Origin of the sequence: Rhodococcus daqingensis (genome assembly GCF_042665615.1) — a bacterium.
GTDB lineage: Bacteria > Actinomycetota > Actinomycetes > Mycobacteriales > Mycobacteriaceae > Rhodococcus_G > Rhodococcus_G daqingensis.
The window spans coordinates 40,196-61,853 of sequence record NZ_JBHTCS010000030.1 but is presented as its reverse complement, the minus strand read 5'-3'; the positions used below and the strand labels follow the sequence as shown (position 1 = coordinate 61,853).

The window sequence follows — 21,658 nt, the reverse complement described above, 5'->3', positions numbered from 1 at the left end:
GGAAATGCAGTGACGAAGTCTGTTGACCCCCAGGCGTACATCGCCTCCGTGATGGCCGGACTGACGGGCCCGGGCGGGCGCTTCGAACTCGGCGTCGAGGACGTGCTCGGGGCCGAGATGCCGGTCATGAAGAACCGCGACCGGGCGCTCGGTGACGTCCTGAGGGCCTCGCTCTCCTACGGCGACCGGGACTACCTGATCACCGAGGATCGCCGGATGAGCTACGCGGAGCACGGGGCCGCCGTGGCCGCGTTCGCGACCGCGCTGCGCGAGCGGTACGGCGTCAGCAAGGGCGACCGGGTCGGCATCCTGGCCGCCAACACCCCCGAATGGCTCGTCACCTTCTGGGCGGCGCAGTCGCTCGGCGCGATCGCGGTCGGCTTCAACGCCTGGTGGGCGCCGCGTGAGGTCGAGTACGGCATCGACCACACCAAGCCCACCGTCGTGGTCGCCGACGCCAAGCGCGCCGCGCTGCTCGGCGAGCTCGGCGCCGACGTCCCCGTGCTGACCATGGAGGAGGACGTCCCGCGTCTGGTCGCCGAGTTCGCCGGCTCCGACCTGCCGCACACCGAGGTGGACGAGGACGATCCGGCGCTGATCCTCTACACCAGCGGGACCAGCGGCCGACCCAAGGGTGCCGTGCACTCGCACCGAAACGTGCTCGCGACCATCGACTACCACCGGTTCAGCGATGCGCTCGCCGCCGCGTTCACCGGCGGCGACCCCAACTCGGATGCCCCGAGCGACCGGCGGTACCTGCTCACCTCGCCGCTGTTCCACATCGCCAGCCTGCACAACCTGGCCGTCCCCCGGCTGGCCACGGGCGGCGCGGTGGTGATCTACCAGGGCTCGTTCGACGTGGACCGCATGCTCCGGCTGGTCGAACGCGAGCGCGTGACCAACTGGGCCGCCGTTCCCACCATGGCGAATCGTCTGCTCGAGCACGAGGATCTGTCGCGATACGACCTCTCCTCGGTCACCGCGTTCGCGCTGTCGGCGGCGCCGTCGTCCGCGGCGTTCCAGGACCGCCTGCGCGAGAAGGTGCCGTTCGCGCGCAACTCCCTCGTCGACAGCTACGGCCAAACCGAGAGTGCCACCGCGATCTCCGTCGCCACTCCCCTCGATCTCGCGACCTTCCCCGGCACGCTCGGCCGGCCCATCATCGGGGTCGCCGTCGAGGTCCGGGATCCGTTCGGGGAGAAGGTCCCCGACGGGGTGGAGGGCGAGATCTGCGCGCGCAGCCCCTATGTGATGCTCGGCTACTGGGACAACCCCGAGGCCACCGCCGCGGCGATCACCGAGGACCGGTGGCTGCGCACCGGCGATTTCGGTGTGATCGAGAACGGCATGATCCGGCTGACCGGGCGACGGTCGGACCTGATCCTGCGCGGCGGCGAGAACGTGTACCCGATGGAGATCGAGCAGTGCCTGGACGAGCACCCCGAGATCCTCGAGTGCGCGGTGATCGGCGTCGACCACCCCGACCTCGGCCAGGAGGTCGCCGCGGTGGTCGTCGCGCGGTCGGAGGGCGCCGTCACGGAAGAGGAGCTGCGGGCCTTCGCAGCCGAGCGCCTCGCCTATTTCAAGGTCCCGGCTCGGTGGCGGATCACCACGTCGCCGTTGCCGCGCAACGCGACCGGCAAGACGATGCGTACCCAGGTGGTCGTCTGATGGCCCGCCGGTCGGCAACAGCGGTTCGAGATTGGAGTGATCTGCGATGAGCTACGACGTCATCATCAAGAACGGCCGGTGGTTCGACGGCACCGGCGCACGGTCCGAGACCAGGAATCTCGGCATCCGCGACGGGCGAGTGGCCGCCGTGTCGGTCGATGCGCTCGACGAGTCGGACTGCCCGCAGGTGGTCGACGCCGCCGGGAAGTGGGTCATCCCGGGCATGGTCGACATCCACACCCACTACGACGTCGAGGTCATCCTGAGTCCGGGGCTCAAGGAGTCGGTGCGGCACGGCGTCACCTCGATCTTCCTGGGGTCGTGCTCGCTGTCGGCGGTCCATGCAAGCCCCTCCGACGCGGGCGACCTGTTCGGCCGGGTCGAGGCCATCCCGCGCAAACACGTGGTCGACACGCTCACCGAGTCCAAGAGCTGGACCTCCGCGCACGAGTACGTCGATGCGATCGAGGCGTTGCCGTTGGGCCCGAACGTGGCCTCGTTCATCGGTCATTCGGACATCCGTGCCGCGCAGATGGGTCTGGACCGGGCGACCCGCAAGGACGTCAAGCCCACCCCGGCCGAACTCGACGCGATGGCAGCCAAACTCGAGGAGGCGCTCGACGCGGGCTTCATCGGCATGTCCTCACAGGAGCTGCTGTTCGACAAGCTCGACGGCGAGGTCTGCCGGTCCCGGACCCTGCCCTCGACGTACTCGACGCGGCAGGAACGTCGCCGGCTCAGTGGGATCCTGCGCCGCCGGGGCCGGGCATTGCAGGCCGGCCCGGACGTCGGCCGCCCGCAGTCCATGGTCGCGTTGGCGCTGAGCAGCGTCGGGCTCCTCCGCCGCCCGTTGAAGGTGAGCCTGCTCTCGGCCGCCGACGTCAAGGCGATACCGGCTGTGGCGCACGTATTCCCGGCGATGGCGCGGGCCGTCAACGGGATGCGCGGCGACTTCCGGTGGCAGCACCTGCCGGTGCCGTTCGAGGTGTACTCCGACGGCATCGACCTACCGGTCTTCGAGGAGTTCGGATCCGGTGCCGCGGCACTGGACCTGTCCAACCAGCTCGAGGCGCGGAGCGCACTGCTGGCCGACGAGTCCTACCGCCGCCGGTTCCGCAAGGACTACGACAAGAAGTACGGTCCGCGGGTCTGGCACCGCGACTTCTTCGACGCCGAGATCGTCGAGTGTCCGGACGCTTCCGTGATCGGCAAGACCTTCGGACAGGTCGGAGTCGACCGGGGTGGAGTGCACCCGGTGGACGCCTTCCTCGACCTGGTGGTCGAGTACGGAACCAAGGTGCGTTGGCGCACCACGATCTCGAACCACCGCCCCGAGGTGCTCAACAAGTTCGCTTCCGATCCCGGTGTGCAGCTGGGCTTCTCCGATGCCGGCGCTCACCTGCGCAACATGGCCTTCTACAACTTCGGGCTCCGCCTCCTGCGCCGCGTGCGCGACGCCGAGCGAGCGGGGAATCCGTTCATGTCGGTCGAGCAGGCCGTGCACCGGCTCACCGGCGAGCTCGCCGATTGGTACCAACTCGACGCCGGGCACCTGAGAGAGGGTGACCGGGCCGATGTGGTGGTGATCGACCCGGCGCATCTCGACGCCTCGCTCGACGCCTATGCCGAATGCCCGGTCCCGGAGTACGACGGCCTCTCCAGGATGGTCAACCGGAACGACGATGCGGTGTCCGCGGTGTTCGTCGGCGGCGAATGCGTCGTCCGAGACGGGGAACCGACGTCCGTCCTCGGGACCCGTCGCACCGGGCGCTTCTTGCGGGCGGGCGAAAAGTGATCCACACATCGATGAACGGAAGTAGCACGGATGAGTGAGAACAGATTTGCCGGGAAGACGGCGGCCGTGACCGGCGCCGCGTCCGGCATCGGCGAGGCCATCGCGATCCGCCTGATGGCCGAGGGCGCGAACGTCGTCGGGATCGACCTGGCCGGTGAGGCGCTCGGCGCCATGGCCACCGAGTTCGGCAAGTCGTTTCTGCCCGTCACCGCCGACGTGACCAAGGAGGACGAGATCGCGGCGGCCCTGGACGCCGCGGTAACGCGGTTCGGGGCACTGGATCTGGCCTTCAACGTCGCGGGCGCGTCCCGCGTCGGCGCGATCGTCGACCTCGACGAAGCCGACTGGGACTTCACCGTCGACCTCGTGCAGAAGGGCGTCTTCCTCTGCACCAAGCACGAGGCCCGGCGCATGAATGCCGGTGGGCGCGGCGGCGCCATCGTCAACGTCTCCTCGCTGAACGCCCGCGTGCCGATGCCCGGGGGAAGCCCGTACGCGACCGGCAAGGCCGGCGTCGAGATGTTCAGCAAGAATGCCGCTCTCGAGCTGGCATCGTCGGGCATCCGGGTCAACTCGGTGCTGCCGGGACTCGTCGACACCCCATTGGTCGCGCCGGTACTGGCCTACGAGCCCGCGCAGGCGATGTTCCTCGATCGCATCCCGATGGCGCGAGCCGCGACACCCGACGAGGTCGCCGGGCCGTGCCTGTACCTGGCCAGCGACGACGCGAGCTACATCACCGGCGCGAGCCTGATCGTCGACGGCGGCTGGGAACTGTCCAACTTCCCGAACTTCAGCAAGCTCGCGGGGTGATGCTCGGCCGCCGGGCGGCATCGAGCGGTCCTTCTTCGGACTCTCAGCAGTAGACCCGCTCGGCGGTCGAGACGTAGGTCTCGGCCACCTGATCCGATGACATCGGGATGAACCTCGAGTACGCCTGGCCCACTCCGGCGAACTCCCGCAACACTTCCGGCCGCGGCATGCCGTCCGCCAGCGCCTCGCAGGCACCCTGCGCGTAGAGGATCTCCGCCGCGTCCATCCCAGACGGCGGCAGGCCTGCGGCCCGGAGCGCACCGAGATAGCGCTGCCCCTTCTCCCCCGACTGCGCGACGACCTGATCCGGGGTGCGCGAATCGATCGAGGCCGCACGGAGTTCGGGGGTCGGCGGCGGTTCGGTGGTCGGCGGGGGTACGGGCACTCCGGGATCTGGCGCGGCGATCGGCGGAACGACCGCGGGCGCCGCCGCTTGCTCGATCGCGGGTACCGGTGCGAGGGCCGAGGGCTCCGCCGACGCCGTTGCGGTCGGCGCGGTGGCGCTCGCGACCGGGCTCCGCTCGGCGCCGACGGCCTCGTCCCGTGGTCCGCCACAGGCGGCGACGAGACTGCAACCCACGATGAGCGCGGCGATTCCGGCGGTTCGCACAATCCTCATGGCCGCAGAGTCTGACACAGATGGTTTGCGAGGTTTGCGGCTTTTCACCAGCGCGAATGTCTTTCCTTAGAAAAGGACACGAATGACTTGGCGCGTGCTATAACTCTGTCTTGTCTTTCGAATGTGATTGCAAACACAGCTCATCCGGGATGACACACACATGCACACATCCCGCCACAGCCCGTCCGACTGGTGAAGGAAACGCATGAAGAGATCTGAGCATCGACATCGATACGCCCGGCGCGTGGTCGCCGGGCTCGCCGCGGGTGGCGCGCTGGTCCTCGCCGCACCGACAGCCTCGGCCGCACCCGGCACCACCCCGGTCCCCGGCGGTGCGGTCTGCGACCCCGCGGTGGCCGAGGGCTGCCTCAGCGTCGTCGTGAACAGCGGCACCTTCGACAACAACGGCTTCACGCTGCCGATGAAGGACGGCGACATGGTCATCGCCGCGACGCTCCCGCCGGAGGGCGACATGATCCCCAGGGACGACGGACATTTCGGCGTTTACAGCAAGCCGATGACCGTCCCCGGCGGCGTCCTCGGGGTCGACCTGCCGCTGGACAACCTCTTCGGCCTCGCGGGCGTCACCTCCGAGGTGCAGGCGGTCTCGGTACCCAAGCTCAACGGCATCATCACCGATTTCGACCTCACACTGCCGGTCCGCCTGAAGATCAGCAACGCCTTCCTCGGCGACAACTGCTACATCGGCTCGCCTGAGAACCCCGTGATCTTCGAGCTCGACAACGTCAACACCCCCGAGAACCCCGTCCAGTCCCACGTCGAGGACCCCTACCCGGCCGGCACCGTGTGGATGTCGAACGTCAAGAACGAGTCCAGTGGCTTCGCGCTGCCCGGCGCGACCGGGTGCGGACCGTTCGGCGCCCTCAACCCGATCGTCAACTGGCGCGCCAAGGTCCCCAACAACGAAAACACCACTCTCAGCACCGTTTCCACGGGCTACCTGTTCCCATCCGCCAACGGCGGAACCGATCCGCTCACGGATACGGGCACCGGCGGTAGTTCGGGGTCGAGCGGCAGCTGATCGGACGCGCACCGTTCCCGCTCCCCCTCCATGGCCGGGAACGGTGCACACTCCTGAGCCTTCGCCGGCTTCGCCGCCGGCGCGACCCTCACCCGAGCGGGCTCAAAACCCGGATCGAAGACGTTTCTCTTCATGCCACCCAGGTTCATACAGGGCGTGAAGTGGTGCCAGAATCCTCTGGTGGCGCCGTTTCGCGGCCGCACGCTTCTGCCGACGAGGCTTCAAGTCGCTCCCCGTGGAGTTCGTACTTCGCTTTCCTCAGCGCGAACACAGCGGTAAGCGCACCGACGACTGAAGTGCAGAGGCCGGCAACCGCAGTCGTGGTGGCCGCCGCGTCAGGTTTCGACGAGCCACTGGTGTTCCCCAATCGATACACCTGAGCGGCCTGCAGCTCGGAAGCGATCTGGTTTGCGCTTGCGAGCGTGTCGAGATCACCAGTTTGTTTCGCTCGCGCGATCAGGGCATTGAGGCTTTCGGACGCGTCGCGCAGGTGATCGAACTCCTCAGCGCTCTGCCCTGGATATGGATCCGGCGTGAAGACACCAACTACTGGCGCTTGCGCTGATGGCGGTGGTCCATCTGAGCCGTTTGGTTCAATCTGTGACGTTGCCGGTGGTGGCACGATCGTTGGCTCGGAATCGTCACCGCCAAGGCCGACGAAGGTAGCGACAACGAAAGCAACAGCCCCGAGAATGGCCATACCGACGCCAACCCCGAACAGCCAGCGAACTCCAGACCTCGCGCTACTTAGCCGAGAATGCGCCATCTAGTCAGCCTGGTCCACCGCGGGTTGGAAGGCAAGGGAGTTGAGGCAGGATCAGGCCGGGCAGAACGCCGCACACTCAGGGCCCGCTTTGGGTAACTACCCGCCCTTCGCAGCCTTCGCCGCCGCCTTCGCGGACTTCTTAAACTCGCGGACCTCGCCGAGGGTGCGGTCGTCGACGACGTCCGCGATGGATCTGCGCGAACCGTCGTCGCCATATGCTCCCGCGGCCTCTCGCCAACCCGCCGGCTCGACGCCGATCTGCTTGCCCAGCAACGCGAGGAAGATCCGGGCCTTCTGATCGCCGTACCCGGGCAGCGCCTTGAGGCGCCTCAACACCTCGCGGCCGTCGGGGTCGCCCTCGGTCCAGATCGCCTCGGTCCGGCCGTCGTAGTGCTCGACGAGGTAGATACACAGGTCCTGGATTCGCTTGCCCATCGACCCGGGGAACCGGTGCACGGCGGGCGGCGTGGCGCAGAGCGCGAGAAACGCGTCCGGATCCATCTCCGCGATCTTGTGCACGTCCAGGCCGGCCAGCCGCTCGTCGAGCTTCTTCGGGCCGGCGAAGGCGACCTCCATGGGGATCTGCTGATCGAGCAGCATCCCGATCAGCAGGGCGAGGGGATCCGCGGCGAGCAGCGCGTCCGCGTCCGCGTCGCCGGCGAGGTGCAGCGTGAGTGCCATGGCCCGATCCTGCCATTTCCGGCGACGAACTTTCGACAGTCCGGGCGCCCGGGAACAATCGCGCGACGCCGCCCGTTGAGTTCGGTACACCGTACGGAAGCGAGGGATCCTTGACTGCCACCCCGACCGAGACCGAGTTCGACCGCCAGCTCGGCGCGCTCACCGAGGCCGGCTACCCCGGCCTGACCGGACTGTCCGATGCCGACTTCGCGGCCGCCATGGAACCGCTCCGCGCCGCGGTGCTCGCCCACCCGGAGAGCGCCGCCGACCACGGCGAGGACCACATCCCGTTCGTCCTGGTCGTGGCGCGCACCGAGCTGGGCGCCTCCATCGACGCACACGAGGCCATGGCGCACACCGCCCTCGGCACCCAACAGGGGTTCGCGGACTTCGAGCCCGCCGAGCTCGCCGGGTTCCGGCCGATCGAATCGATCGAGGTACCGGACGGGATCGGCTACGCGCTACTGAACGTCGACACCGGAAGCGAATACCTGAACGTGACCCCCGCGTCCGCGCTGGCGTCGCTGACCACGATCGGACGCACCGGTCTCACCGTGGAGGAGGGCATCGCCCTGCTCACGGTCCGACCGGACATGCTCCGCAAGAACAAGTGCTTCTCGCTGCTCTCGTCGCGATGCGGCGACAAGCGGGTGCCCGCGCTGTGGATCAGCCGGCGCCGACCGAAGCTGGGCTGGTGCTGGAACGGCAACCCGCACACCTGGCTGGGTTCGGCCTCCGCGCAGGAGCGCGTCGGGGGGTAGCGGGGCTCAGGCGTCGCCGAGCGCCTTCTCGGTGGCGGCCAGCAGCACGCAGGTCGCCACCCCGTCCATCGCCTTCGCCAGGTCGTCGGTGGACGGGAAGCTCGGCGCGAGCCGGATGTTCCTGTCCTCCGGGTCGGTGCCGTACGGGAAGGCCGAGCCGGCAGCGGTCAACGCGATGCCCGCCTCCTTCGCCAGGCCGATGACCCGCTTTGCGGTGCCCTCGACCACGTCGAGGCTGATGAAGTAGCCGCCCTTGGGCTCGGTCCAGGACGCCACCTTCGACGCGCCCAGCCGATCCTCGAGGATCTGCAGAACCAGCGCGAACTTCGGCGCGAGGATCTCGCGGTGCTTGGCCATGTGCGCGCGCACCCCGTCGGCGTCCTTGAAGAACTTCAGGTGCCGCAGCTGGTTGACCTTGTCCGGCCCGATGCTCTTCTTGCCCAGATGCTGTTGGTACCAGGCCAGGTTCTGGGTCGAGCCGCCGACGAAGCTGACACCCGCGCCGGCGAAGGTGATCTTCGAGGTCGACGCGAACACGAACGGACGGTTCGGGTGCCCGGCCTCGGCCGCCATGCCCAGCACGTCCAGCGGGGCCTCGAACTCCTCGACCAGGGGATGCACCGCGTAGGCGTTGTCCCAGAACAGCCGGAAGTCGGGGGCCGCGGTCGGCATCGAGGCCAGCGCCCGCACGACCTCCTCCGAGAAGACCGCACCGGTCGGGTTGGCGTAGGTGGGCACCGCCCACAGCCCCTTGATCTGCGGATCCTCGGCGACCAGCCGGGCGATCAGGTGCACGTCCGGGCCGTCGTGCCGCATCGGGACGGGGATCATCTCGATCCCGTACGACTCGGTGATCGCGAAGTGCCGGTCGTAGCCGGGGCTCGGGCACAGGAACTTGATCTTCGGCTCCTGCGACCACGGCCGGGGTGAATCGGGGGTGCCGTGCAGCAGCGAGAACACGATGACGTCGTGCATGATCTCGAGGCTCGCGTTGTTGCCCGCCAGCAGGTTCTCGGTCGGGATGCCCAGCAGTTCGCCGAAGACGGCGCGCAGCTCCGGCAGCCCGGTGAGACCGCCGTAGTTGCGGCAGTCGAGCCCGTTGCCGTCGCGATACTCGGAGCCGGGCAGCGACAGCAGCTCCTGCGACAGGTCCAGCTGCTCGGGCGACGGCTTCCCGCGGGTCAGGTCGAGGGTGAGCTTCTCGGTCTTGAGCTGCGCGTACTTCTCAGACTGACGCTCGTGCTCCGAACGGAGTTCCTCATGGCTCATCAACCCAATTTGGGTTTGGGTAGGCATGCCGAAAGACCTTTCACCGGCGCGGTTGCAGGAGGTGCGCGAAAATAAAGGGGACCCCGCGCACCCGGCAGAGCCCATTGACCCTTGCTGCCTTCCGGCCCTGGGGGAGTTCACAGGATGCGCGCCGCGCGGGATCCGTCCACGAGTGTAGCCATGCCCGGCCGGGCGACGGAAAGGCGGCCGGGATTTCGCCCGGTTCGGGGGCCGTTTTCATTCCTGGGCGGGTGTGCCGGTATGCTCGCCCACGGAGGATTCGCCTAGTGGCCTATGGCGCTCGCCTGGAACGCGGGTTGGGTTAACGCCCTCAGGGGTTCAAATCCCCTATCCTCCGCCACACGATGGCCCCCGATCTCCGGATCGGGGGCCATCGTTGTATCCGGGGGCTGTGGATGTCGCGAATCTTCAAGACGATGTCGGCGCCGGGACGCACGATGGAGCCATGACCACCACGACCAACAACGCGGACCTCTACCGTCGGCTCGCCGCCGAACTGACCCGCCGCGTCGAATCCGTGCCGGCCGACCGCTGGGACAACGCCTCCCCCTGCGACGGCTGGACCGCCCGCGACGTGCTCCGGCACGTCGTCGAGACCCAGTCCTTCCCGGTCAACGCCGCGGGCATGACGCTTCCGCCGGTCCCCGACCTCGACGTCGATCCCCTCGGCGCGTGGACGCAGACCCGCGACGCCGTGCAGGAGATCCTCGAAAACCCCGCCCGCGCCGACCTCGAGTACGACGGACAGATGGGCCGGGCCAAGGTCTCGGACACCTTCGGCTCCTTCTACACCTTCGACCTGGTGCTGCACGGCTGGGACATCGCGAAGGCGACCGGCGGCGACACCACCATCGCGCCGACGGACCTCGCCATGGTCGCCGGCTTCGCCGAGCGGATGGGCGAGGCCCTGCACAGCCCCGGCGTCTGCGGTCCCGTGGTCGACGTTCCCGCCGACACCGACGAGCAGACGCGGGTCCTCGGACTGGTCGGCCGCCGGGCCTGAACCCGGGCCACCCGCTGTGATGGTCGACACTCTGTGAAGGAGCCCGCTCGGTGGGACCCCGCCTGACCACGACGATCGACCCGGCCGTGAGCACTCGTCGGGCGGCGGCCCTTCACTCGCGCTGCGCGGCGGCGGACCCTTCATTACTGTCCGCCGTGCGTCGGCCGTCGACGCACAATCGACTCGGGAGGAACCACCATGGCAGACACCGGCAGCTCCGCACTCAACACCGGCGCCGCGACCGCCGTCGACATCGACGTCATCCTCGGCACCACGATCAAGGCCGTGGTCGACACGCTGAACAACGTGACCATCAGCTGAAACTCACCCACTCAAGATCGGCCCCGCCCAACAGTTTTCGGGCGGGGCTCTTTCATTCCCTCAGTACCGAAGCTTGAACTCTTTGCATCTCAAGAGTTTTCGACGTCCAGTGATGTTCCGCACATATCCCGTCGCGATCCGATTCGGCCGATATCGACCCACACTCCGGGCCTTCGGGCCGTCCCGGCACCCATTTCCACGTGATCTGTTCACCTTCCGGAAGGGTTGCCGCACAAGTTGTTTCCCGTCACGTCGGGCCGTGTTAACCGAACGGAAACCCTCTGATTCCAACGGGTGCGCGCACGCAGAACCTCCGATACAGTCCGCGATGCAGATCGAACGAAACAGACTTCCTGGAGGAATCTCATGGCCAACATCACCCCCATCGCAGCCGCAGGCGCCGACACCGGCAGCAGCGGAGTCGACGTCTTCTCCGAGGTCCTCACCGGCGCGGGCGGCATCTTCGGCAGCCTGGTCGGCGCCTTCAGCAGCTGAGCCCCCTCGGCTGCGCTGCGTCGGCCCCCGTCCCCCTCGGACGGGGGCCGATGTCGCACCTGACCACTCCAGGTCGAGCCGGCGTTCGCGACGTCCAGTTGAGACGACTTCCCCTGGACGCTGCCACGGGTACACACTCGACACGGAGCGGAGGAGCACGAGCAATGTATTCACCGGGCAGCGCGGGATTCGCGGTCAGTGTGCTGGCCGCGGCGGCTCTGTCGGCCGGATGCGCCACTGACGACGTCACCACAGAAGAGTTCACCTCCCCGTCGATACCCACGACGACGCCGGCAGAAGCCGCACCGATCGCGCAGCCGTGCGACCCCGAAGCGCTGACACAAGACCTGACAATGGACGCATTTCTCGCCGCCGCGACCGCCACCGTCGATCACTGCGCGGACGGTTGGGCGGTCATCAGGTGGGATTCACCCGGCGACAACCAACGCATCGTCCGCAACCTCGACGGCCAGTGGACGACCTACGTGCTCTTCCCCCACGAGGTCTGCTGGGCGCAGGCCGCCGCCGACGGTGTCCCCGCCGCCCTGACGAAATACTTCCAGAGCGAGTGCGCGCCGCCTCGATAAGCTGGCGCCATGCATCAGTCGGTCCAGCACGGTGCAGGTTCGAGCGACCTGCAAGCAGTCGCAAGCGGTGCAGGTTCGAGCGACCTGCAAGCAGTCGCAAGCGGTGCCGGACGGTTCGCCCCGAGCCCGTCCGGCGACCTGCACGTCGGCAATCTCCGAACCGCGATGCTGGCCTGGCTGTTCGCCCGCTCGACCGGCAGGCGATTCCTGCTGCGGGTCGAGGACCTCGACCGGGTGCGGGCCGGCGCCGAGACGCGACAGCTCGACGACCTCGCGGCCCTGGGGCTGGACTGGGACGGTCCGATCGCCCGGCAGTCGGACCGACTGGCGCTGTACGACGCCGCCATCGACGACCTCACGGCCGCCGGGCGCACCTACGAATGCTTCTGCACCAGAAGAGAAATCCAGCAGGCCGCCTCGGCACCGCACGGACCCGACGGACACTATCCCGGCACCTGCCGTGACCTGAGCGCCGCCGAGATCGCGGCCAAACACGATTCCGGACGGCCACCCGCAATCCGGCTGCGCGCGGAGATCGCCGAGTTCACCATCGAGGACGCGCTGCACGGCCGCTACACCGGAGCCATCGACGACGTGGTGCTGCGACGCGGCGACGGTATCGCGGCATACAACCTGGCCGTGGTGGTCGACGACGCGGAGCAGCGCATCGACCAGGTCGTCCGCGGGGACGACCTGCTCTCCTCCGCCCCGCGGCAGGCCTACCTCGCCTCGCTGCTGTCGCTGGCCGCGCCGAGCTACGCACACGTTCCGCTGGCACTGAATGCGGACGGAAAGCGACTGGCCAAACGCGACGGCGCCGTCACGCTGGCGGACCAACGAGCACTGGGGCGCACCGCCGACGAGGTGCGTGGAATTCTGGCCGCCTCGCTCGGGCTGGCGGAGATCGGCGACAAGCCCGGACTCGACGAGTTACTCCAGGGATTCGATCCAGTCGCACTGCCGCGAACCGCCTGGACATTCGCCGATCATTAGTCGATGTTTGCGCAATCGAAACGTATTGGGCGATCGGCAGGGTACCAAGCAACGGGGATCGCACGTAGGGTCACTAAGCACTGTTGAATGACCAGCACGCTGAATGGCCGCAATCAGACGTATCCGAGGGGAACACATGACCACCGGTGGATTTGATCCGAACCAGAACCAGCCCGGCGAACCGTCCTACCCGACTCCGCCACAATTCAACGACCAGAGCGCAGCGGGCGCCTTCCCTGGCGGCACCGAACCCGGAAGTCTCGGCATCCGTTTCGGGGCGCGGCTCATCGACTACATCCTCGTCGGAATCGTCACCTGGATTCTGCTGATCGCATTCGGCGCAACCGACAACATCACCGTGAGCGGCCTGATCTCAGGCATATTGACGTTCGCCTATTTCGTTGCCTTCGACATCAGGGGCTGGACCCCGGGCAAGAAGATGCTCGGCCTGAGCGTGCGTGGTCCGGGCGGCGGTAACCCGACGCCGCAGCAGGCCTCGATCCGCGAGGCGTTCAACCTGCTCAACATCATCCCGTTCATCGGCGGGCTCCTCAGCCTGATCGCCGTCATCGTGATCGCGGTGACCATCAATTCGAGCCCCACCAAGCAGGGCAAGCACGACGAACTGGCGGGCGGAACCCAGGTCGTCCGGGGCTGATCGATCACCGCGGTGCGATCGGGTCCGATTCCCGATCGCACCGCCGTTTCACCCGAACCGACACGGATTCGGACGCACAACAATTCGACCGCACAACAGAAGGACGACTGTGAGCGAAAACCCACCGCCCGGCCAGCCCGGCAACGAGGGCACCCCGGACAACCCGATTCCGCCGCAGAATCCACCGGCCGGCGGCTACCCGCCGCCGCCGCCCGGATACCCCCAGCAGGGTGCCCCGCAGCCCGGAGCCGTCCCGCCCGGCGGCACGCCACCGCCGCCCGGCGGCTACCCGCCCCCGCCCGGATACCCGCAGCAGGGGGCACCTCAGCCCGGCGGCTACCCGCCCCCGCCCGGATACCCGCAGCAGGGGGCACCTCAGCCCGGCGGCTACCCACCTCCGCCCGGATACCAGCAGGGCGGCACCCCGAACATGCCCGGCGGATACCCGCCGCCCCCGGGATACGGCGCGGGCGGGGGCTATCCCCCGCCGCCCGGATACGGCGCCGACGCGTTCTCCGCCCCCGGCTTCGGTGGCCCCGGCGGCACCCCGCAGCTCACGGTCGGCGACGCGCTCGGCTACGCCTGGAACAAGTTCAAGGGCAATGCCGGGATCTGGATCGGCATCGTGCTGATCGCCGCCGTCATCCAGGTGGGACTCAGCCTGATCTTCGGCACCGGCAACTCGACCGACTTCTCCGACGCCTTCTCGCCATGGAGCATCCTCGGCACCATCGTCACCACCGTCGTGGGTTACCTCATCCAGGCGGCCATGATCCGGGGGGCCCTGCACGAGGTGGACGGCAACAAGCCGGCGATCGGCTCGTTCTTCCAGTTCAACAACGTCGGCGCGATCATCCTCGCCAGCATCATCGTCGGTGTCCTCTCGGCGATCGGCTTCGTGCTGCTGATCATCCCGGGCCTGATCATCGTGTTCCTGACCTGGTGGACGCTGCAGTTCGTGATCGACCAGAACCAGGACGCGATCACCGCGATCAAGTCGAGCTTCGGCGCCATCTCGCAGAACGTCGGCCCGCTGCTGCTCCTCGCGTTGGCCCTCGTCGGCATCAACATCGTGGGCGCGCTGCTGTGCGGCCTCGGCCTGCTGGTGACCATCCCGCTGACCGTCATCGCCTCCACGTACGCCTACCGCGTGGTGGTCAGGGGACCGATCGCCCCCTGATCCGGACATCCGGACAAACCAGGCACCCGCCGCAGGGCGCGAACTCCTCCCACCAGGGTCGAGGTCGCGCCCTGCGGCGTTGTGGTGCTTGGATGGCGTCGTGACAGTGTCAGAACACGCCGAGAAGAACCCCGAGCACGCGACCTTCGCGCACGTCAGTCGCGGCTACTACCCCACCATCGTGGCGCTCTTCACCGCCGTGCTGCTGATCTCGAATATCTGCGCCACCAAGGGGGTGGCCTTCTTCGCCGGCACCGAACTCGCGATCGGGCCGCTGCAGATCCTGCCGATCATCACCGACGGCGGGTTCTTCCTCTTCCCGATGGCCTACATCCTCGGCGACGTGCTCAGCGAGGTGTACGGGTTCAAGGCCACCCGCCGGGCCATCTACCTGGGATTCGGCGCGATGATCCTGGCGTCCGCCTGCTTCTGGCTGCTGCTCCGGCTGCCGTCCGCGGAGTTCTACACAAACCAGGCCGCGCTGGAGGCCGTGGTCGGGGTGTACCCCCGACTGCTGCTGGCCGGCCTGGCCGGATATCTCGTCGGTCAGCTGCTGAACTCGCTGGTGATGGTGACCATCAAGGAGCGCACCAAGGAGAAGCACCTGTGGGCGCGGCTGATCGGGTCGACCGTGGTCGGTGAGTTCGCCGACACCCTGATCTTCTGCGCCATCGCCGCAGGCGCGATCGGGATCAGCACCTGGGACGACTTCTTCAACTACCTGATCGTCGGCTTCCTCTGGAAGACCCTGATCGAGGTGCTGGTCATGCCCATCACCTATCGCGGCATCGCCTACGTCAAGAAGCGGGAACCGACGTACGTGATCGCGAGCTGACGGCTATACGCGGCTGGTCGCGTAGAACCGTCCCAGCGTCTGCTCCTTCAGATCGTCGAAATAGCCGCCGTCGATGCTCTCCCGGATCCGGTCCACCAACCGGATGGTGAATCGTTCGTTGTGAATGGTCGCGAGGGTCGACGACAGCATTTCTTTCGATTTGAACAGGTGGTGCAGATACGCCCGCGAATAGTTCTTGCAGGTGTAACAGTCACACTCGTCGTCGATCGGGTTGTAGTCGCGCCGGAAACGGCTCGTGTTGATGTTGAACCGGCCGGTGGTCGTGTAAATCGCGGCATTTCGCGCCACCCGGGACGGATTCACGCAATCGAACGTGTCGGCCCCGTTCTCGATGGCAACGAACAGGTCGTCCGGCTCGCTGATGCCCAGCAGGTGCCGCGGCTTGTGCTCGGGCAGCTCCTCGTTGCACCACCGCACGATGGTCCCGAGGTTCTGCTTCTCCAGTGCTCCGCCGATCCCGTAACCGTCGAAGCCGCGGCCGGTCTCGCCGACGATCGACTCCAGCCCCCGGCAGGCCTGCCTGCGCAGGTCCTCGTACTGCGCGCCCTGCACCACCCCGAACAGGGCCTGGTAGGGCCGGTGCGTCCGCTCGGCGGTGAGCCGCTCGTGTTCCGCGATGCACCGCACCGCCCAGGCCTGGGTGCGCTCGACGGACTCCTCCTGGTAGGCGCGGGTGTTGAACAGCGTGGTCAGCTCGTCGAAGGCGAAGATGATGTCCGCCCCGAGCTGGTGCTGGATGCCCATCGAGATCTCCGGAGTGAACCGGTGCCGGGAGCCGTCACGGTGCGACTTGAAGGTCACCCCGTCGTCGTCCACGTGCGCGAGGCGCTCCTTGCCGACGGCGATCACGTCGTCGGACTGGACCCCGACGGAATCCATCGAGAGCACCTTCTTGAAGCCGACGCCCAGCGACATCACCTGGAATCCGCCGCTGTCGGTGAACGTCGGACCCGGCCAGTTCATGAACCGGCCCAGACCGCCCGCCTCGTCCACGATGTCCGGCCCCGGCTGCAGGTACAGGTGGTACGCGTTCGCCAGGACCGCCTGCGTGCCAAGGTCTTTCATCGTCTCCGGCAGCACCGCCTTGACGGTGGCGTTGGTGCCGACCGCGATGAACGCCGGCGTCTGGATCTCGCCGTGCGGGGTGTGGATGGTGCCCGTACGGCCCAAGCGGCCCGGCAGCCGGGTGCCGAGGGTAAAGAAGGGTTGGCTCACCGTGTCATCCAATCAGCCCGTTCACACGGCCGCCTCGGCCGGTCCGACGAACTGGCTGTTGTAGAGCTCGAAGTACGCCCCGCGCCGGGAGAGCAGCTCCTCGTGGGTGCCCTGCTCGACGATGCGACCCTCCTCCATCACCACGATCAGGTGGGCGTCGCGGATGGTCGAGAGCCGGTGCGCGATGACGAAGCTGGTCCGGTCGCTGCGCAGCGCCGCGGTGGCGTGCTGGACGAGCAGTTCGGTGCGGGTGTCCACCGAACTGGTGGCCTCGTCGAGGATCAGGATCGACGGCTGCGACAGGAAGGCCCGCGCGATCGTGATGAGCTGCTTCTCCCCCGCGCTGACGTTGCCGCCCTCCTCGTCGATGACGGTGTCGTACCCGTCCGGCAGCGAGTGCACGAACCGGTCCACGTAGCTCATCCGCGCCGCCTCGCGGATCTGCGCCTCGGTCGCCTCGGGGTGGCCGTAGGCGATGTTCTCGCGGATGGTGCCGCCGAACAACCAGGTGTCCTGCAGGACCATCCCGATCCGGGACCGCAGGTCGTCACGCGTCATGCTGGTGATGTCCATGCCGTCCAAGGTGATTCGGCCCGAGTCCACCTCGTAGAACCGCATGATCAGGTTCACCAGGGTGGTCTTGCCCGCCCCGGTCGGGCCGACGATCGCCACCATGTGCCCCGGCTCGGCGGTCAGCGACAGATCCTCGATGAGCGGCTGCTCCTCCTTGTACCGGAAGGACACCCGCTCGAACTCGACGTGACCGCGCCGGAACCACGGCGTATCCGGGCGCACCGGATCCGGCGACTGCTCCTCCTCGTCGAGCAGCGCGAACACCCGCTCGGCGGAGGCGACACCGGACTGCATCAGGTTGGTCATGGCGCCGATCTGGGTGAGCGGCTGGGTGAACTGACGCGAGTACTGGATGAAGGCCTGCACGTCGCCCAGGCTCATCGACCCGGACGCGACCTTCATGCCGCCGACCACCGCGACGGCCACGTAGTTGAGGTTGCCGAGGAAGTTGATCGCCGGCATCACCAGGCCCGAGATGAACTGGGCCTTGAAGCCGGACTGGTAGAGCTGCTCGTTCTTCTCGTCGAAGGCGGCCCCGACCTCGCGCTGGCGGCCGAAGGCGGTCACCAGCTCGTGCCCGGTGAAGGCCTCCTCGATCTGAGCGTTCAGCGCGCCCGTGGTGGTCCACTGCGCCACGAAGTGCTTCTGCGACCGCTTCGCGATCAGCGTGGTCGCCAGCACCGACAGCGGCACGGTGGCCACCGCGACCAGGGCCAGCAGCGGCGAGATCCACAGCATCATGGCCAGGATGCCGACCACCGAGAGCACGGACGTCAGCAGCTGACTGATCGTCTGCTGGACGGTCTGCGCGATGTTGTCGATGTCGTTGGTGACGCGGCTGAGCAGATCGCCACGGGCGTGGGTGTCGAAATAGCGCAACGGCAGCCGGTGGATCTTCTCCTCCACGTCCGCGCGCAGCCGCATGATCGTGCGCTGGACCACGATGTTGAGCACGTAGCCCTGCACCCAGCTGAACAGCGAGGCCGCCAGATAGATCAGCAGCACGACGGCGAGCACGCGGCCCAGGTCACCGAAGTCGATCCCGGTACCGGGCACCACATCCATCGAGGACACCATGTCCGCGAAGGTGTCCTGGCCCTGCGCGCGCAGCCCCTCGACGGCCTGGTCCTTGGTGAGGCCTTCGGGCAGCTGCCTGCCGACGACGCCGTCGAAGATGATGTTGGTGGCGTGGCCGAGGATCTTCGGGGCGACCACGCTGAGCACCACGCTCATCGCGGCGAGGGCGAGCACCAGTGCGACCGCCAACTTGTCCGGGGCCAGGCGCGCCAGCAGACGCCTCGCGGACGGCCAGAAGTCCATCGGCTTCTTCGACGGCGGGCCCGCGGCGGCGGCCATCGGGCCGCGCATCGCGCTCACGACGCCGCCTGCGCGGCGAGCTGGGAGGCGACGATCTCCGCGTACGTCTGGCAGCGGTCGACCAGTTCGCCGTGCGTGCCGATCCCGACGATGGCGCCGTCCTCGAGCACGATGATCTGGTCGGCGTCGACGATCGTCGAGACGCGCTGCGCGACGATGATCACGCAGGCGTCGCGGGTGACCGGGGCCAGCGCGGCCCGCAGCCGGGCGTCGGTGCTCAGGTCCAGGGCGGAGAACGAGTCGTCGAACAGATAGATCTCCGGCTCCCGGACCAGGGCCCGCGCGATCGCCAACCGCTGCCGCTGACCACCCGAGACGGTGGTGCCGCCCTGCGCGACGGGGGACTCGAGGCCCCCGGGCATGGCGCGGACGAAATCGGCGGCCTGCGCGATCTCCAGACATCGCCACAGTTCGGCGTCGGTCGCGTCCGGCCTGCCGTACCGGAGGTTGCTGGCCACCGTCCCCGAGAACAGGTACGGCTTCTGCGGCACGAGGCCGATCGAGGCGCGCAGCCGGTCGGGGTCGATGGCCCGCACGTCGGCCGCCCCGACGCGCACCTCGCCGCCGGTGACGTCGATCAGCCGGGGGATCAGGTTGAGCAGGGTGGACTTGCCGGATCCGGTGCCGCCGATGATGGCGGTGGTCATGCCGGGTTCGGCCAGGAAGCTGACGTTCCGCAGCACCGGCGCCTCGGCACCGGGGAAGGCGAACGTCGCCCCGCGCATCTCGACGATGCCGCGCTCGCGCCAGCTCGCGAGCGGCTTCGGCGAGGCCTGCACCGAGGGCTCGGTGTCGAGGACCTCGGTGAGCCGCTCGGCGCACACCGACGCGCGCGGCAGGATCACGGCGATGACGGTCACCATCATCACCGCCATCAGGATCTGCATGATGTAGGAGAGCACCGCGGTGAGCGAGCCGATCTGCATGGTGCCCTGGTCGATGAGGTGGCCGCCGAGCCAGAGCACCGCGACGCTGGTGACGTTCGCGATGAGCATCACCATCGGGAGCATCAGCGCCATCAGCTTGCCGACCCGCAGCGCGGTGCCCGCCAGGTCCTCGTTGGCCGCGCCGAATCGCCGCATCTCGTGGGATTCGCGGACGAAGGCCCGCACCACCCGGATGCCGGTGATCTGCTCGCGCAGGACCCGGTTGATGGCGTCGATCCGCGACTGCATCAGCCGGAACTGCGGCACCATCTTCGAGATCACCAGGTACATCGCCAGCCCCAGCAGCGGGACCGCGACCGCGAGCACCCAGGCCAGGCCCTGCGACTGGCGGATCGACATCACGATGCCGCCGATGCCCATGATCGGCGCCGCGACCAGGATGGTGCAGCTGATCACCACCACCATCTGGATCTGCTGGACGTCGTTCGTGCTGCGGGTGATCAGCGAGGGCGCCCCGAAGGACCCGACCTCGCGGGCGGAGAACCGACCGACCTGGTGCACCACCGCGCCGCGCAGGTCGCGGCCCAAACCCATCGCTGCGCGGGCGCCGAAGTACACCGCGCCGATGCTGCACGCGACCTGCAGGCAGGTGATGAGCAGCATGGTTCCGCCGGTGGAGAGCACCACGCCGGTATCGCCCTTGGCGACGCCGTCGTCGATGATCTCGGCGTTCAGGCTGGGCAGATACAGCGAGGTCAGGGTCGAGATCAACTGGAGCGCAACGACACCCGCCAGGTCACCCCCGTATGGGCGCAGGTAGGTGCGCAGCAGTGAGTACAACATAGGCTTCGAGGCTACCAATCGGTCGCCGCGCCCCGGCTGGTTACACCCGGCGAACCCGCAGCTCAGCGCCTCTGCCAGGCCTCTGGGTCGGCGGTGAGCCCGTCGATGAATCCGGGCAGCGTGCCACCGGCGATGTCGGCGATGCTGACGCCCTCGAGGACCGCCCGCAGGTTCACCCGCACCGCGATCCACACATCGAGCAACGGTGCGGCGGGCCCGGCGTAGCGCACCTCCTCGGGGCGCTGGCCGCGAACCGAGGCCAGCGGGCCCTCCACCGCGCGGATCACGTCGGCGACGGTGATCTCGGTGGCCGGCCGGGCCAGCCAATACCCTCCGTCCGGCCCGCGCCTGCTGTGCACCATTCCGGCCCGGCGCAGGTCGGCGAGGACCGCCTCGAGGAACTTGTGCGGGATCGACTGCGCGGTCGCGAGGTACTCCGCCTTGGCGGGCGCCTCGCCCGCCGCGGCCAGCTCGACCAGGGTGCGCACGGCATAGTCCACCTTCGCGGTGATGTGCACTGCTGCCCCCTCGCCTGACCGGTCCGTCCGGCGCTTGATTCCTACCATCGCGGTATGAAACCGGGCAAGCGCGGTTGACAGGGGGCGCCGGCCGGCTCTACAGGCGCAGCACGCCCATCGCCGCGTCGAGCAGCACCCGCCCGAGTTCCTCGTCGTCGGCGTCGGGCACCGCCGCGTTCGCCGACAACGCCGTGTTGAGCACCTCCAGCGCCGCGACCGCGCGGATCGTGGACTCCGCGGGGGCGTCCGGGCCCGCCAGCCAGATGTTGATCCGCCGGTTGATCTCGATCAGCTCGGGCAGGATCGGGCCGAGGGTGGCGCTCATCGCGGAGGCGTCCCGGACGAACAGCGACCCCTCCGCGCGGTGGTTGAGCAGCCCGATCAGGTAGCGGCGCAACACCTCCCGGATGCCGTCCGGGGTGTGCGGCGCCTGATCGAGCGCGTCCGCGACGTCACGCATGACGAACAGGATCGGGGTCACGATGGCCAGGAGCAGGTCGGCCTTGGACGCATAGTGGTAGTAGAGCGAGGCCTTGGTGATGCCGACCTCGTCGGCGATCTCCCGCAGGCTGGTCTGCTCGACGCCCTTGGCTATGAACTGCCGGAGTGCGGCCTCTCTGATGGCCGACCTGGTATCTCGCGCGCCCATCGTCGACCACCTCTCTTCCTTCGGTCCGGTCCGAACACACCGGCACCCTAAGGCTCCGCACGGCG

General features: G+C 68.1%; 22 protein-coding genes, 1 tRNA gene and 1 other RNA gene. 14 read left to right on the top strand and 10 right to left on the bottom strand.

Annotated elements, in window-relative coordinates; genetic code table 11:
- Positions 1-9: 9 nt before the first annotated feature.
- From casG to ACFQS9_RS24645, 3 genes are read left to right on the top strand one after another with little or no spacing between them, the layout of a single operon-like run.
- Positions 10-1,671 carry a steroid-24-oyl-CoA synthetase gene (casG, locus tag ACFQS9_RS24655; RefSeq protein WP_378409184.1) on the top strand — a complete coding sequence of 554 codons (1,662 nt, stop codon included), beginning with the start codon at positions 10-12 and terminating at the stop codon, positions 1,669-1,671.
- A gap of 46 nt (positions 1,672-1,717) precedes the next feature.
- A complete protein-coding gene (locus ACFQS9_RS24650) occupies positions 1,718-3,466 on the top strand; it encodes an N-acyl-D-amino-acid deacylase family protein (protein ID WP_378409183.1) in 1,749 nt (582 codons plus the stop codon).
- A 30-nt stretch (positions 3,467-3,496) separates the two neighbouring features.
- Positions 3,497-4,279 (top strand): SDR family NAD(P)-dependent oxidoreductase, encoded by a 783-nt coding sequence (locus tag ACFQS9_RS24645; RefSeq protein ID WP_378409182.1) that lies wholly within the window; start codon positions 3,497-3,499, stop codon positions 4,277-4,279.
- A 43-nt stretch (positions 4,280-4,322) separates the two neighbouring features.
- On the opposite strand, the gene ACFQS9_RS24640 is transcribed toward ACFQS9_RS24645, so the two are convergent.
- On the bottom strand, positions 4,323-4,898 hold the full coding sequence (locus ACFQS9_RS24640; protein WP_378409181.1) for a DUF732 domain-containing protein: 576 nt from the start codon (positions 4,896-4,898) through the stop codon (positions 4,323-4,325).
- 205 nt (positions 4,899-5,103) lie between these two features.
- On the opposite strand from ACFQS9_RS24640, the gene ACFQS9_RS24635 reads away from it, so the two are divergent.
- Positions 5,104-5,940, top strand: coding sequence for a hypothetical protein (locus ACFQS9_RS24635; RefSeq protein WP_378409180.1), 837 nt, complete (start codon positions 5,104-5,106; stop codon positions 5,938-5,940).
- A 145-nt stretch (positions 5,941-6,085) separates the two neighbouring features.
- Here the strand turns inward: ACFQS9_RS24635 and ACFQS9_RS24630 are convergent, their stop codons facing one another.
- Both ACFQS9_RS24630 and ACFQS9_RS24625 read right to left on the bottom strand, forming a co-directional pair.
- Positions 6,086-6,640, bottom strand: a complete 555-nt coding sequence (locus ACFQS9_RS24630) for a hypothetical protein (RefSeq protein ID WP_378409179.1) — start codon at positions 6,638-6,640, stop codon at positions 6,086-6,088.
- Positions 6,641-6,802: 162 nt separating this feature from the next.
- Positions 6,803-7,387 (bottom strand): HhH-GPD-type base excision DNA repair protein, encoded by a 585-nt coding sequence (locus ACFQS9_RS24625; protein WP_378409178.1) that lies wholly within the window; start codon positions 7,385-7,387, stop codon positions 6,803-6,805.
- A gap of 110 nt (positions 7,388-7,497) precedes the next feature.
- Here ACFQS9_RS24625 and ACFQS9_RS24620 point away from each other — a divergent pair, with 110 nt between their 5' ends.
- Positions 7,498-8,148: a DUF5701 family protein gene (locus ACFQS9_RS24620; protein ID WP_378409177.1), complete on the top strand. Its 651-nt coding sequence runs from the start codon at positions 7,498-7,500 to the stop codon at positions 8,146-8,148.
- 6 nt (positions 8,149-8,154) lie between these two features.
- Here the strand turns inward: ACFQS9_RS24620 and ACFQS9_RS24615 are convergent, their stop codons facing one another.
- Positions 8,155-9,444 carry an aspartate aminotransferase type Ic gene (locus tag ACFQS9_RS24615; RefSeq protein ID WP_378409176.1) on the bottom strand — a complete coding sequence of 430 codons (1,290 nt, stop codon included), beginning with the start codon at positions 9,442-9,444 and terminating at the stop codon, positions 8,155-8,157.
- A gap of 45 nt (positions 9,445-9,489) precedes the next feature.
- An RNA gene (ffs, locus tag ACFQS9_RS24610) (signal recognition particle sRNA small type) lies at positions 9,490-9,584 on the bottom strand.
- A gap of 106 nt (positions 9,585-9,690) precedes the next feature.
- Between ffs and ACFQS9_RS24605 the strand changes: the two genes are divergently transcribed.
- The 9 genes from ACFQS9_RS24605 (at position 9,691) to ACFQS9_RS24565 (ending at position 15,510) form a co-directional block, all read left to right on the top strand.
- Positions 9,691-9,778, top strand: a tRNA-Ser gene (locus ACFQS9_RS24605).
- A 105-nt stretch (positions 9,779-9,883) separates the two neighbouring features.
- A complete protein-coding gene (locus ACFQS9_RS24600; RefSeq protein WP_378409175.1) occupies positions 9,884-10,441 on the top strand; it encodes a TIGR03086 family metal-binding protein in 558 nt (185 codons plus the stop codon).
- A 198-nt stretch (positions 10,442-10,639) separates the two neighbouring features.
- The gene (locus ACFQS9_RS24595; RefSeq protein WP_378409174.1) at positions 10,640-10,762 is read left to right on the top strand and encodes a hypothetical protein; all 123 of its coding nucleotides are present in this window, start codon (positions 10,640-10,642) and stop codon (positions 10,760-10,762) included.
- Positions 10,763-11,128: 366 nt separating this feature from the next.
- On the top strand, positions 11,129-11,257 hold the full coding sequence (locus ACFQS9_RS24590) for a hypothetical protein (protein WP_378409173.1): 129 nt from the start codon (positions 11,129-11,131) through the stop codon (positions 11,255-11,257).
- 164 nt (positions 11,258-11,421) lie between these two features.
- Positions 11,422-11,844, top strand: a complete 423-nt coding sequence (locus tag ACFQS9_RS24585; RefSeq protein ID WP_378409172.1) for a hypothetical protein — start codon at positions 11,422-11,424, stop codon at positions 11,842-11,844.
- Between the two features lie 9 nt (positions 11,845-11,853).
- Positions 11,854-12,837 (top strand): tRNA glutamyl-Q(34) synthetase GluQRS, encoded by a 984-nt coding sequence (gene gluQRS, locus ACFQS9_RS24580; RefSeq protein WP_378409171.1) that lies wholly within the window; start codon positions 11,854-11,856, stop codon positions 12,835-12,837.
- 136 nt (positions 12,838-12,973) lie between these two features.
- Positions 12,974-13,495 (top strand): RDD family protein, encoded by a 522-nt coding sequence (locus tag ACFQS9_RS24575; RefSeq protein ID WP_378409170.1) that lies wholly within the window; start codon positions 12,974-12,976, stop codon positions 13,493-13,495.
- A gap of 109 nt (positions 13,496-13,604) precedes the next feature.
- Positions 13,605-14,675 carry a hypothetical protein gene (locus tag ACFQS9_RS24570; RefSeq protein ID WP_378409169.1) on the top strand — a complete coding sequence of 357 codons (1,071 nt, stop codon included), beginning with the start codon at positions 13,605-13,607 and terminating at the stop codon, positions 14,673-14,675.
- A 100-nt stretch (positions 14,676-14,775) separates the two neighbouring features.
- A complete protein-coding gene (locus ACFQS9_RS24565; RefSeq protein ID WP_378409168.1) occupies positions 14,776-15,510 on the top strand; it encodes a queuosine precursor transporter in 735 nt (244 codons plus the stop codon).
- Between the two features lie 3 nt (positions 15,511-15,513).
- On the opposite strand, the gene tgt is transcribed toward ACFQS9_RS24565, so the two are convergent.
- The 5 genes from tgt to ACFQS9_RS24540 all read right to left on the bottom strand — a co-directional run bounded on the left by tgt (position 15,514) and on the right by ACFQS9_RS24540 (position 21,593).
- Positions 15,514-16,758 carry a tRNA guanosine(34) transglycosylase Tgt gene (gene tgt / locus ACFQS9_RS24560; protein ID WP_378409167.1) on the bottom strand — a complete coding sequence of 415 codons (1,245 nt, stop codon included), beginning with the start codon at positions 16,756-16,758 and terminating at the stop codon, positions 15,514-15,516.
- A 9-nt stretch (positions 16,759-16,767) separates the two neighbouring features.
- Positions 16,768-18,687, bottom strand: coding sequence for an ABC transporter ATP-binding protein (locus tag ACFQS9_RS24555; RefSeq protein ID WP_378409487.1), 1,920 nt, complete (start codon positions 18,685-18,687; stop codon positions 16,768-16,770).
- 5 nt (positions 18,688-18,692) lie between these two features.
- On the bottom strand, positions 18,693-20,426 hold the full coding sequence (locus ACFQS9_RS24550; protein WP_378409166.1) for an ABC transporter ATP-binding protein: 1,734 nt from the start codon (positions 20,424-20,426) through the stop codon (positions 18,693-18,695).
- A gap of 62 nt (positions 20,427-20,488) precedes the next feature.
- Positions 20,489-20,944, bottom strand: a complete 456-nt coding sequence (locus ACFQS9_RS24545) for an RrF2 family transcriptional regulator (protein WP_378409486.1) — start codon at positions 20,942-20,944, stop codon at positions 20,489-20,491.
- Positions 20,945-21,041: 97 nt separating this feature from the next.
- Positions 21,042-21,593, bottom strand: a complete 552-nt coding sequence (locus ACFQS9_RS24540; RefSeq protein ID WP_378409165.1) for a TetR/AcrR family transcriptional regulator — start codon at positions 21,591-21,593, stop codon at positions 21,042-21,044.
- Positions 21,594-21,658: the final 65 nt, after the last annotated feature.